General features: G+C 36.8%; 11 protein-coding genes and 1 tRNA gene. 1 reads left to right on the top strand and 11 read right to left on the bottom strand.

The features are described 5' to 3' along the window. Nucleotides 1–1,308 precede the first annotated feature (1,308 nt). The 10 genes from GM552_RS03570 to rpmI form a co-directional block, all read right to left on the bottom strand. On the bottom strand, nt 1,309–2,106 hold the full coding sequence (locus GM552_RS03570) for a TIR domain-containing protein (protein WP_155565302.1): 798 nt from the start codon (nt 2,104–2,106) through the stop codon (nt 1,309–1,311). Between the two features lie 272 nt (nt 2,107–2,378). Beyond that, nucleotides 2,379–2,546, bottom strand: coding sequence for an Arm DNA-binding domain-containing protein (locus tag GM552_RS03565; RefSeq protein WP_155565301.1), 168 nt, complete (start codon nt 2,544–2,546; stop codon nt 2,379–2,381). Between the two features lie 158 nt (nt 2,547–2,704). Then, nucleotides 2,705–2,795: transfer RNA gene (locus GM552_RS03560), tRNA-Ser, on the bottom strand. Between the two features lie 248 nt (nt 2,796–3,043). After that, nucleotides 3,044–3,409, bottom strand: a complete 366-nt coding sequence (locus GM552_RS08870; RefSeq protein ID WP_255487944.1) for a DUF2726 domain-containing protein — start codon at nt 3,407–3,409, stop codon at nt 3,044–3,046. 366 nt (nt 3,410–3,775) lie between these two features. Then, nucleotides 3,776–5,581, bottom strand: a complete 1,806-nt coding sequence (lepA, locus tag GM552_RS03550; protein WP_122123428.1) for a translation elongation factor 4 — start codon at nt 5,579–5,581, stop codon at nt 3,776–3,778. An 81-nt stretch (nt 5,582–5,662) separates the two neighbouring features. After that, entirely contained in the window at nt 5,663–6,562 is a 900-nt protein-coding gene (locus tag GM552_RS03545; protein WP_155565299.1) for a DMT family transporter, read from the bottom strand. Nucleotides 6,563–6,677: 115 nt separating this feature from the next. Next, a complete protein-coding gene (pheT, locus tag GM552_RS03540) occupies nt 6,678–9,137 on the bottom strand; it encodes a phenylalanine--tRNA ligase subunit beta (protein WP_155565298.1) in 2,460 nt (819 codons plus the stop codon). 3 nt (nt 9,138–9,140) lie between these two features. Then, nucleotides 9,141–10,208, bottom strand: a complete 1,068-nt coding sequence (pheS, locus tag GM552_RS03535) for a phenylalanine--tRNA ligase subunit alpha (RefSeq protein WP_122123425.1) — start codon at nt 10,206–10,208, stop codon at nt 9,141–9,143. An 88-nt stretch (nt 10,209–10,296) separates the two neighbouring features. Beyond that, a complete protein-coding gene (gene rplT / locus GM552_RS03530; protein ID WP_110438866.1) occupies nt 10,297–10,653 on the bottom strand; it encodes a 50S ribosomal protein L20 in 357 nt (118 codons plus the stop codon). Nucleotides 10,654–10,668: 15 nt separating this feature from the next. Beyond that, on the bottom strand, nt 10,669–10,875 hold the full coding sequence (gene rpmI / locus GM552_RS03525) for a 50S ribosomal protein L35 (protein WP_110438865.1): 207 nt from the start codon (nt 10,873–10,875) through the stop codon (nt 10,669–10,671). A 274-nt stretch (nt 10,876–11,149) separates the two neighbouring features. On the opposite strand from rpmI, the gene GM552_RS03520 reads away from it, so the two are divergent. Beyond that, on the top strand, nt 11,150–12,082 hold the full coding sequence (locus GM552_RS03520) for a DMT family transporter (RefSeq protein WP_155565297.1): 933 nt from the start codon (nt 11,150–11,152) through the stop codon (nt 12,080–12,082). Between the two features lie 525 nt (nt 12,083–12,607). Here GM552_RS03520 and GM552_RS09000 read toward each other — a convergent pair. After that, entirely contained in the window at nt 12,608–12,730 is a 123-nt protein-coding gene (locus GM552_RS09000) for a hypothetical protein (RefSeq protein ID WP_255487943.1), read from the bottom strand. Between the last annotated feature and the right edge of the window lies 1 nt (nt 12,731).

Genomic DNA, 12,731 nt, shown 5'->3' with positions numbered 1-12,731 from the left:
TGGCTAATACATGATCTTTATCTTCATTTAATGTAGAAATAACTTGATTTTTTATAGATATTTCTTGAACAGATTCTTAATAATCCTAAAACCTTCCATCTGTTCCATTGTTTCCATTAATAATATCCCAAAGAAAAGAAATCTATTTTTACATCACAAACCAATAATCATTATTCTGATTGATAAATACAAAACGTTGTTAATTATTGTTAATAATCATTTGCGGCAATAACATAAGATATATTACTGCTTACTTGTTTCAAAACATATTTGAACCTTCCAGTTAAACTTGTTAGAAAATTAACTGTAAATGGTTTGCTATATTCACCCGTTCCAACACTCGTTCCTTTAGGATAAGAAACGGAGAATATTTAAGCTTTCATACATTCTGGAAAATGGCAAAAAGAATCTGTCCATAAAGCTGGGTTGTAAGGATCCTCATAAATCACAGTATGAACAATTGACAATCGTTCTTGATTACGTCTTTAACCAACAATTTCAAGCCCTTTACAATCATCGTATACTTCATCAGCTGTCAATTAGTAGGTCAACACACTTTGGAACTTCAACAAATTATATTTCAGTACGTCTTGCCAAGATGAGTTCTGACAATGCATTCTCACCACGATCTTCGAATATCTCACTCAAAATCGTGGTGACAAAAAACTGCAAGTCCCAGCAATCCTTGAAGCTGCACTAATACTAATCATTGCCATTATATGTGAAATTAATCAGCTGCTATTCAAACATAATCATAATGAAATCTAAAGGAACCCAAGTATAACCTATAAATATAAAAACAGCAGCTTGATTGGTATTTTTTAAATTTTATCTGGAAACTAAAATTTATCAGGTTTACACCCGTAAAATTCCTCAATTTCTCAACAAATAATTAATTTATAAAAAATATATATACCAAAAAATCTTAATAGCTACCGATGAAACGCACTAGCGAATTACCTTCGATATATGGATTCTGTGAAAAACACAACTATCCTATCCCTATTAAAAATCTGATATATTTTAATTAAACTGAAATAAGCCACCGCTTTTAATAAAAAATTACAAATATTCCATTATAAATAATAATTTAACATGTAGTGTTAAAATTGTCAATTCTATTATTTTATTTCATTGCACTTTTTCCATAAAATTAAAGTAGCATAATTTTCTCCAATGCAATATGAAAATTGATCTTTATATTTTTTGAGATTTCTTCAGAATTTTTATTATCTAGAATGATCGAAAAATTTAGAGTAAAGATTCAAAAATATGCTCATGAAAACTAAGAAAAAGAACAAAATCAGTCTAGAGGGATGATTTTGTAGGATTTGAAGTTAAATATTGTTTGTAAATGTTATAAAAGTCTTTAAAATTTAAATAAAGTGTTCCCATTATATTCGTTGATTCTCCTACATTAATTTCTATTCCTCCACCAGATTTATATTGAAATTCTAAAAGTTGATTTTTTTGTAAATTTTTTAGATTTTGTTTAATGTCATCAAATAATGATTGAGTAAATCCATTTATAGAAATATTACAATTCGATGAATTAATTTGACCACTAACGAATATATCTTTCAGGATTTTATAAAAAAATGGGGTGTTTTCTTCTATCTCCTTTAGTTCGTTTTTTATTTTAGAATTTATCTGATAATTTTTTTCAAATTTTTCTATTTCTTGTAATATAGATGTTTCATCTACTTTTTTTGGTGTATCAATATTTATTTCTTTCGCTATTCTGGATATTAATCCTGTTAATTTACCTTGTTTTTGTATATCAAATCCTTGCCATAGATTTAATGGAATGGGCAAGTTGGCAACTGTTAAATTAGAGTGACAGATAGGTATAATTGGTATTTTTCGCGACCATCCAACTCCACATTCAAAATTTATCCATGGTTTTTTAATGCTTTCTTGACTACACAAAACAATGATTAGAATGCACTTTTCTAGATTGTTACTGACTGTTTCAAGCCACTTATTGCCAAATGTTATACTTTGATCGTCGCTAGATACAAAAACATCAACTGAAGATAGGAGCAATTCTTTAATATTTTTTTTTAATAGTATTGCCAATTCTTTTTCTTCAGAGATATGACTCAAGAATATTATTTTTTTCTGTCATTTTTTTCCTGTATGTTATTTCTTTTAGAAGTATGCATGCGATATTAATTTCAAATTTAGAAATAATATTACATTTAAAGATTATATATAAACTTCAAATACTTATCTTTATTTGAATCAACCAATCATTAAAATATTATTTAAATATATTTTCTTGCTGTATAGATTGAAAAAATTTTTATTGTAAATTAGCAATTCCAAGATCGATAGCTTTAACCATATTTTGCTACTCTCGTGTTTGCAAATGGTGTTTAAGCATAAGAATCAAATGTTAGCATTTCACTTTTTGTGAAAGTGTATTTGAAACGCCATATCTTGGAGTTTGCTTTTGTGATAACCAGGTATAAACCGCGTTCATAAAGCTTGTTTCTACCCTTTTCCTGATATTTGGCTGTTTTTATGGCTTTATCCGTTAACATTTATATACACCAAGATGAAAAATCATATACCCTAGAATATACCCCAAGATTAAATGCGTTCAAATGTTTTATAATGTGGGATAATGTTTGGTAATTTACTTAAAAACGCCAGTTTTCTGCGGGAAATGTTAGGTAATGTGGGATAATGTTTTATTTAATGGCGGAGAAAGTGGGATTCGAACCCACGGTACGCTATTCACGTACACACGCTTTCCAAGCGTGCGCCTTAAGCCACTCGGCCATCTCTCCGTAAAAGGTTAGCTAAAAATGAAAGATAACAATTTTTTCATATTAGGCAAGAAAAATTTCATAAAAAACAAAGATAATTTCTGAAAAAATTTAAAACTGAAATTAAACCCTTTAACAATAAAGATTAAAATAAATTTCAAAAAATGATTCATATATAATTTTCATATATTTAGATATTAAACTGATCTTTTATATCGAATTCAATATGGTTTTGAAAACTTTATGAATTTTTAACTGTAGGTTCGATTTCAACCCCTCTCATCACTTTTGATATGTTCCTTGTAAAACTGATTTAACCAATAAATAATCTCATTTTTAGACATCGTATAACTAATTTCAAGCAAAGGAATGGCTGTTTTGTATAAAATAGCCCGTTTGATTTTCATACGGTCCTCTGCATCCCTTGAAAGGTTATGACCAGAACCATGATATTCAATTACCAATTTGGGTGTTCCGAAGCAATTAACCAGTAAAAAATCAACACGTTTATTATTATAGGCCCAAAAAGCTTGATCTTGAATTTCCTGAGGCAAGGAAGAATCAGTCTTAATGAACGCCCCCATTGACACTTCAAAACCTATATACCAATGCAATCTCTTATCGATCAACCACATTTGCAGACAATTAAATATGAAAATGGATTCGAAATTAACGGGGATTACAGGATATAGATTACATCGGTTAATGTTAGTGTTTTGTTCTGCATATCGTTTATAAATAAAATCGTCAGCGGAAAATAATTCATGTTTACAATTTTTATAATTAATATGATTTTTATTTTTACGACTGGAAAGAAATGTAAACCCTTTTTTTAAAGGAATTTGATTTTTACCCAAAAAATAAAAAAAAACAGAAAAATAGATTAAAGTACAAATTAAAAGAAACGCTAGCATTCAGACAAATCAACAATAAAAAACCTATTTGATATTTCTCAAAAAATCAAATAGGTCAGAGTAATAATGAAAATCTTGTATCAAAAATTATCGGTCAATTTTCAATGCTGCTAAAAAGGCTGATTGAGGAATCTCAACTTTACCAAATTGTCGCATACGTTTTTTACCTTCTTTTTGTTTTTCAAGCAGTTTACGTTTTCGAGAAATGTCACCTCCGTAACATTTGGCAGTAACATCCTTTGATAGGGCCCCAATGGTTTCACGAGCTATGACACGTCCCCCTATTGCTGCCTGGATGGCAATCTTGAACAGTTGACGCGGAATTAAGTCTTTCAATTTGGCACAGATTGCCCGTCCGCGTGATTCCGCTACGGAACGGTGAGCAACAAAGGCCAAGGCATCAACAGGTTCCTGATTTACCAAAATGCTAATTCGAACCAAATCACTTTCTTCATAGCCATCCATATGATAGTCAAAACTGGCATATCCTCGTGTCGCGGACTTGAGGCGATCATAGAAATCAAAGACAACCTCATTTAACGGCAGGCGATAAACAACCATTGCCCTTGCCCCAACATACGTCAGGTCAACCTGTTGACCACGGCGCTCTGTACATAAACCCAATACAGCTCCCAGATATTCATCAGGAACCATAATGGAGGCTTTTATCCATGGTTCCTCTATTTTTTCAATCAGGGTGGGATCTGGCATGTCAGCAGGATTATGAAGATCCTCAATCGTCCCATCCCGTTTGTATAAATGATAAACAACCGAGGGTGCTGTAGCTATCAGGTTAAGGTCAAATTCTCGACTTAACCGTTCCTGAATAATTTCAAGATGTAACAATCCCAGAAATCCACAGCGGAAACCAAATCCCAACGCAGCGGAAGTTTCTGGTTCATAATGAAATGATGCATCATTAAGCTGCAATTTACCTAGACTTTCTCTCAGCTTTTCAAAGTCATCGGCATCCATTGGATATAATCCACACCAAACAACTGGAATTGATGGCTTAAATCCAGCCAAAGGTTCGGTCGCAGGTCGGCGATCATCGGTAATCGTATCACCCACATGACAATCTGCCACGGTTTTAATCGCGGCATTGATAAAACCCAGCTCTCCAGCCCCCAGGGATTCAACCTCGCGCATATGGGGCGTGAAAACACCCACCTGTTCAACATGATATGTTCTGTTGTTTGACATCATGCGAATACGCATCCCCTTTTTAAGGCGACCTTCTTTAATACGCACTAAAATAATGACGCCAAGGTAAGTATCATACCAGCTATCCACCAACAAAGCTTGCAAAGGTGCCTCCAAATCCCCTTTGGGAGAAGGTAGACGGGTCACCAATGCTTCTAAAACCGCATCAATATTCAAACCTGTTTTTGCCGAGACGCCAATGGCATCATCTGCCGGAATGCCTATGATTTCCTCAATCTGTTCCTTGGTTTTTTCAACATCCGCAGCTGGTAAATCAACCTTGTTTAAAACTGGAACGATCTCATGGTTTGCATCAATGGCCTGATACACATTTGCCAGGGTTTGCGCCTCTACCCCCTGAGAGGCATCAACGACCAGCAACGATCCTTCACAAGCGGCAAGAGAACGGCTTACTTCATAGGCAAAATCCACATGACCCGGTGTATCCATTAAATTAAGGATATAGGTCTTTCCATCATTTGCCTTATAATGCAGTCTTACAGTTTGCGCCTTGATCGTAATGCCACGTTCACGCTCAATATCCATATTATCCAAAACCTGGGCATGCATTTCCCTTTGCGTCAATGCACCACATGCCTGGATAAGACGATCAGCAAGGGTGGATTTCCCATGATCAATATGAGCGATAATAGAAAAATTACGAATAGATTCCAAAGGCGTATCTGTCATGGTGCACCAATATCAATAAGACTGTCTCAATAAATCAAGTTTAACTTTAATTATATATCTATAGATTTTTTACAAAGATTGCTATTCTTTTACATGTTTTAAAGGGTAAGTTGCAACTATTGCCCCCCCCACAATTAAAATAACAGCCATTCCCAATCCAAATGTTGCTGGAGCCTTACCGGCCACCACCAGCCATACCATGGATAGTAAAGGTGCCAAATAGGCCAAGCCTCCCAATAACGACATATTAGCATTTTTTGAGGCATAATCCCAGGCAAGAAAGGCAATTCCCATCGGACCGCAACCCATATAGATCAAGATTATCATTTCTTTCAGGGATGGGATGACTGTTGGTTCAATACTGAAATGAATCAGCATGGCTACCAATGAAATTCCACCGCAAACACCAATCAGCATGCCGGCTGGAACATTTACATATTTTCTATTAACCAATGAATAGATTGTCCATACGATGGCACATAAAAAACCAAGAAAGTACCCTGATAAAACCCACGGGGTAATTACTGTATTTTTTCCTCCATACATTAAAAAAACAGTCCCGGCCAATCCCATCAGAACGCCAATCAAATATGCTATATGAAACTGTCGCTTACTTAAAAAAGCGCTGCAAACAACCAGCATTGTTGGCCATAGATATGACATCAAGGTTACCTGCGCTGGCGGTGCCAAAGCCAATCCCAAAAAATAGAACAAATGAAAAAAGAAAATTCCACTAAATCCGGTGATCCAGGGTTTTAATGGCTGTTTCATTTCATTTAAACGTCCCGTTAGGACCAGAATCAATGTTCCAATAACAAAAGACAAACCGAAACCAAACCATAGAAGCTCAAATCGGGGTATTGAGGCTACAAAAGTTGTCATGATGGCCAGACTTGACCATAACAAAATCGTCAAAAGTCCTGACAGGGTCGCAAACAGATTAAAAGAAAAATTCCCCAAGGATTTATTCGTCACAGGCATAATATTTAGACCAGACAAAATTAAGAGTGAAATAGTAAATATATAAATATATCGCGGAATTTAAAAAGCCCATGTAACGGCTTCTTACATGGGCTTTAATACAAACAGACTAAGTTTATCTTAAATTTCCACCAAGCAAACGTGCAACTTCCTTGATAATTTTTTGGGAGATTGCCTCTATTTCCTCATCTTTCAATGTTCGGTCATTTGGCTGGATAGTTACCTGAACAGCGACGGATTTATGATCTGCCTGAACTTTATCTCCTCTATAAACATCAAACAATTCAACCGAATTTATATATTTGCGATCAGCCTGTTTAACGACCTGTAAAAGCTGCTCGACAGGGATCCCGTCTTTTAAAACAAAGGCAAAATCACGCTTTAAGGGTTGAAAGATTGAAAGTACAGGTGCCTTTTTCCTGATAATCTTCTTTGGAATTACTGTATCAAGCATAATTTCAAAAATCATGGGAGCCTGATCAAAACCAAATTCTTTTACCAAAGAAGGATGCAACTCACCAAAATAAGCCAATATATTTTTTGGCCCCAAACTCAACCTGCCAGAGCGTCCGGGATGATAATAATTCGGTGTTTCACCAACCGTTTTTAAAGAATCAATTGAAATGCCCAGTCCATCGAGAACCGTTAAAACATCCTTTTTTACATCCCATAAAGTAACTTTTGGTGCTTTACCATCATATTGACGGTGCATATGTCCGTACCGTGCACCGGCTGCAATAAGGCGTTCCTGATTTCGTGTAAAGGCAGGACCAGTTTCGAAAAGTCCAATATCACCAATACCCCGTGCTATGTTACGCTGCATAACAGGCAGGATCGAAGCCAGAGGGGTCGGCCGTAATTGATCCATATCATTTGAAATTGGATTCATTAAACGTAAAGATTCAGATGCTTCCCCCAACCGTGCAGCAATTTCATGATCTACAAATGAAAAATTTACTGTTTCGATCAGACCTTGTGCAGCAAGCATACGGGAACAAAGAATAGAACGCTCCTGATCTGTTGTCAATGCAGGTGAAGGAACGGGTTGAATCAAAGGCATTGAACAGGCAGGAATTTTATCCAATCCCTCTATACGCAATATTTCTTCCACCAAATCTGCTTCACCCTCTTGGGCTCTTACAGAATCAAGCAGTTTGTCTTTTTTTACCACATCCAACTTGGAATTATAGGCCATTTTGATAGGCATTGCGATATCATTACGCCATGAAGGTACATCAACCCTTATCCATTCCGAATTTTTTTCTGCAATCACAAAACCAAGATTGGTCAGTATTTCCGAAACCCTATTTTCCGATACTGTCAATCCCCCGTAATCTTTCAAACGATTATAATGCAAGGTTGCAGTACGCTGCCATTTGGGTTCTTGACCTGCATGAACCACATCGCTTGCCTGCCCCCCACACAATTTGATAATCATTTGCGTAGCCAATTCGATCGCATCTGGTAACAAAGCCTGATCAACGCCCCGTTCAAACCTCTGTCGCGCATCAGTCACGATCATATGACGTCGGCCACTCAAGGCAATCAAAACAGGATCGAAAAGAGCGCATTCAAGAAAGATATCTGTTGTATTCTCACTGACACCTGTTTTTTCACCACCCATCAATCCTGCCAAGGATTGAACACCGGCTTCATCTATCATGACACAATCTTTGTCAGTGACTTGGTATTCTTTCTCATCCAAGGCCAGGAATTTTTCACCATTGCCACGACATATTGTTAGCTGCTTGCCTGCAATCCTGTCCAGATCATAAACATGCAATGGACGCCCAAGATCAAAGGCAAAATAATTGGTTATATCAACCAAACATGAAATTGGTCTTATTCCAACAGCTCTTAAGCGTTTCTGTAACCATTCGGGACTTGGACCATTTTTAACATTTCGAATTGTTCTACCCAGAATCCAGGGACAGGCGTCTCCATATTGGTTATTCCAACTCAAAGCTGATGAAAATTGCGCTTGTATTTTTGGAACCTTCAGTGGTTTCAGTGTTCCCATACCGGCGACAGACAAATCTCGGGCTATATTTCTTATTGATAATGCGTCACCACGATTTGGAGTGATAGCAATTTCAATGACTGGATCATTCAACTGGGCATATTCTGCATAAGATACACCTATTGGAGTATCAACTGGCAATTCCATAATACCATCATGATCATCTCCCAGATTTAATTCACGGGAAGAGCACATCATGCCATTACTTTGCTCTCCACGGATTTTACCCGCTTTGATTGTAATATCACTTCCAGGCACATAGGTACCAACAGGTGCCAAAACCGTTATTAGCCCAGCACGGGCATTGGGTGCACCACAAACAATCTGAATATCTTCAAATCCTTTACCAGCATCAACATGACAAACACGAAGACGGTCAGCATTGGGATGCTGTTCGGCAGAAATAATTTGGGCTGTCCTAAAAGGTGCCAGTGTTTTACCAGGATCCTCGACCCCTTCCACTTCCAAACCGATTTTATTCAAGGCTGCACATATATCTTCAAGAGATCTATTTGTATTCAAATGATCATGAAGCCAAGACAGTGTAAATTTCATTTCCTATATCCCTTCATGAATGCTTGGGGATTTGAAAGGGGAAAACCCGTAATAACGCAGCCAACGTACATCACCTTCATAAAATGACCGCAAATCAGCAATTCCATATTTTAACATCGTCAGACGTTCGATACCGACACCAAAAGCGAAAGCTTGCCATTCACGAGGATCAACACCGCAATTTGCCAATACACGTGGATGCATCATCCCTGCGCCGAGAATTTCAAGCCAATCCGAACCACCACCCAATTCTCCAGTTTTGCGGTTCCAGCCGATATCGATTTCCATGGAAGGTTCAGTAAACGGAAAATAGGACGAACGAAAACGAACGGGTAAATTTGGTATTCCAAAAAAAGCTCTAAGGAAATCTACAAGACATCCCTTTAAATGACCCAAAGTGATATTTTTCTCTACAACCATACCCTCGCACTGATGAAACATCGGTGAATGAGTTGCGTCATGATCTGCACGATAGGTACGACCTGGTGCAATGATGCGTATGGGAGGTTCCTGTTCCAAAAGCGTGCGAATTTGTACTGTTGAAGTCTGAGTCCTTAATAATAGTTGCTGTTCATCTGTAGATTTGGAGGGGAGATAGAACGTATCATGATCAGCACGCGCGGGATGGTTTTCATCAATGTTCAACGCAGAAAAATTAAACCAATCCGTATCGATATTAGGCCCTTCTGCAACCTTGAAGTTCATTGCCGCAAAAATGGCAACAATTTCTTCGATTGTTCGTTGCAAGGGATGCAATGTACCTTTTACAACAGAAACAGGCATTGAGACATCAACTGCCTCCGCATTCAATTTTTCATTTAACGCTTTTTCCTCAAGAATGGCCTTACGTATTTCAATTGCTTTGGTCAGCTCATTTCTTAATTCATTTAAAACACGACCACGCTCTTTACGTAATTCAGGTTCAACCTTTCCCAATTCTTTCAATTTCTGTACCAACGGGGCTGATTTCCCCAACGCTGATACCCGAACACTGTCCCATGCACGCAAATCCTGTGCCTGATCTAAAGCATGAAGCGTTTCCTGCTTTATGATTTCAAGATCCTTATCCATCTAACCCCTCAATAAACAAAAAAGGGCTGTCATCAGACAACCCTCTCTATTCCATTCATTTTCATGAACAGATTAATCTCATAAAAAGTTAAGCAAGTGCAGCCTGAACCTTTTTAACGATTTCTGCAAAGGTTGCTGCATCATCATAAGCAATTGCAGATAACACTTTACGATCCAGCTCGATACCAGCCTTATTCAGACCATTGATAAAACGGCTATAGGTCAATCCATGTTCACGAACAGCGGCATTGATACGTTGAATCCACAATGAACGGAAATCTCGTTTTTTAACGCGGCGATCACGATATGCATATTGTAAAGATTTTTCCAAACGTTCAAGCGCAATGCGATAATTGGTTGACGAACGACCGCGAAAACCCTTGGATTGATCCAATACCTTTTTATGACGGGCGTGTGTGGTAACACCTCTTTTAACTCTTGCCATAGTTCTTTGTACTCCTTAGCGTGGCAGACCGTATGGGGCCCATTGTTTAATTGTACGACCATCCTGTGGTTCCAATACCTGTGTCCCGCGATTGCTGCGTTTTGCTTTTTGGGTACGATTAATCAAACCGTGACGTTTGTTACCTGGACCAGCCAGCACCTTACCTGTTGCCGTGATCTTAAATCTTTTCTTGACCGATGACTTGGTCTTGATCTTGGGCATTTCATACTCCTTAAAAATTCTGGATACGTTATTGCTAACATCGAAACTTACGTCATAAGAAGGGCAGCCCATTTTCCAAGCCCAACCCATAAACGTAGTGTGTTATATAAACACTATTTAAGTTAAGCTCAAGAAAAATCTACCAATCTCACCAAAATTAAACTTTATTTTTCAAAAAAGTTTATTAAATAAGCATTTAGCCATTTATTGAGTCATCCAAATATTTTTAATAGTGAATTTAATTCACTTAAATATTTTCATGAAGTATTCAAACATGAACAATACAATTTCCCCGGATAAATCCCCATACCGTTTCAAATTCTCTGATCAAACAAAAGGAATGTTTTTTGCCATCCTTGCTGGCTGCCTATGGGGATTGAGTGGTGTAATCGGACAATATCTTTTGCAAACCGTTCATATTGATACAGCCTGGATGATCGCGATACGCATGTGGTTACCTGGAACAATCCTGTTAGGACTTTGTTATCGCAAATACGGGAAAAATATTTTTCTTCCCTTAAAAAACAGAAAAGACATTATCTACCTGGTGAATTTTTCAATTTTTGGCATTCTTGTTTCACAACTCTGCTACTTTTTAACCGTTAAATATTCCAATGCGGCAACAGCAACAATATTGCAATATTTATATCCAATCGTCATTGCAGTCATATTGACTATCTATTTGAGAAAACCTCCCTCTTTATATGTTATCCTATCCATTATCTTAGCAATTACAGGAACATTCTGTATCATTACAAACGGTTCGATTTATGAAATCACCCTTCCCCCAAAAGCTTTGTTATACGGTGGTATCAGTATTCTTAGTTCGGTAATTTATACATTATATCCAATCCCCCTTCTCCAAAAATATAATACCTCAACCATTGCGGGATGGGGTATGTTAATCGGCGGGATCATTCTCAATTTTTTCTACCCTTTCTGGCATCTAGAGGTAAATCTAAATTTTGTTAACTGGATTGAACTGATGATAGTTATTTTTGGTGGAGGAATGTTTGGTTTTCTTTTCTATCTTATAGGAATAAAATTATTGGGCAGCACAAAAGGTAGCATTTTAGCAACGGTGGAACCGTTATCAGCTGTTTTTTTCTCTGTTTTCCTTTTAAATGTGAAATTTACCTTAATAGACTGGCTAGGAACTGCCTGTATTATCAGCATGATTATTATTTTAGCAGTTAAAAAGGTCTAGGGTAAAATCCAAGTCTAAAAATCTCTTGAACCATTTAATTGCCACTGTTTCATATTTGCCTGATCCAGTTCAGATAATTCAGCAAGTAATAGATTTAACATTAAGAAATTAATTAAATCCTTTAGTTGACTTGATACTTGTCGCACTTGCAATAGAGGCCGGCAACTTCTTTTTATGCGTGCGACCATGCCAAAGCTATAAATGCCTGACTAACATGATGATTGACTGAAATCCTATCTAAAGTTTTTCAAAATCCGCATGCCCTGATCATTCAAATATGTGGCAATCTTGTCATTTCTCGCACTGTGATCATATCTTCATAATTTCGATATTTCCCCGTTAAAAATCCTGAATTAAGACTATAATAAATAATTACCCCAATATTTTTTTCTGATCACAAGATTACGTAATGTATCATCAAATTGCGTATATTGGTAATTACTGCTTTGTGGACAACCCGTATCGAATTTGACAATTGTTTCAAATTGGGATTTGATGCACTTATGGCACGGATCTTTCCTTCTTTCAAAAGCTTTTCATAGGCAAAGAGCGTTTCTTTAAAGCTATATTTTCATCCATCCAATTCGATTGATAAAGATCTATAATATCAATTTGCAGCCCTGTTTTGCCAAAATTCTTTTTTTTCATA

It is taken from the genome of Commensalibacter sp. ESL0382 (assembly GCF_009725775.1).
GTDB classification, from domain to species: Bacteria; Pseudomonadota; Alphaproteobacteria; order Acetobacterales; family Acetobacteraceae; genus Commensalibacter; species Commensalibacter melissae.
The sequence above is the reverse complement of the archived record's forward strand: the minus strand, read 5'-3'. Positions and strand labels throughout refer to the sequence as shown.

Bases quoted from the DNA above. Each gene is read 5' to 3' on its own strand.
- GM552_RS03565 (WP_155565301.1), bottom strand. From the start codon at position 2,546: ATGTTAACGGATAAAGCCATAAAAACAGCCAAATATCAGGAAAAGGGT.
- GM552_RS08870 (WP_255487944.1), bottom strand. From the start codon at position 3,409: ATGTGGTTGATCGATAAGAGATTGCATTGGTATATAGGTTTTGAAGTG.
- lepA (WP_122123428.1), bottom strand. From the start codon at position 5,581: ATGACAGATACGCCTTTGGAATCTATTCGTAATTTTTCTATTATCGCT.
- GM552_RS03545 (WP_155565299.1), bottom strand. From the start codon at position 6,562: ATGCCTGTGACGAATAAATCCTTGGGGAATTTTTCTTTTAATCTGTTT.
- pheT (WP_155565298.1), bottom strand. From the start codon at position 9,137: ATGAAATTTACACTGTCTTGGCTTCATGATCATTTGAATACAAATAGA.
- pheS (WP_122123425.1), bottom strand. From the start codon at position 10,208: ATGGATAAGGATCTTGAAATCATAAAGCAGGAAACGCTTCATGCTTTA.
- rplT (WP_110438866.1), bottom strand. From the start codon at position 10,653: ATGGCAAGAGTTAAAAGAGGTGTTACCACACACGCCCGTCATAAAAAG.
- rpmI (WP_110438865.1), bottom strand. From the start codon at position 10,875: ATGCCCAAGATCAAGACCAAGTCATCGGTCAAGAAAAGATTTAAGATC.
- GM552_RS03520 (WP_155565297.1), top strand. From the start codon at position 11,150: ATGAACAATACAATTTCCCCGGATAAATCCCCATACCGTTTCAAATTC.
- GM552_RS09000 (WP_255487943.1), bottom strand. From the start codon at position 12,730: ATGAAAAAAAAGAATTTTGGCAAAACAGGGCTGCAAATTGATATTATA.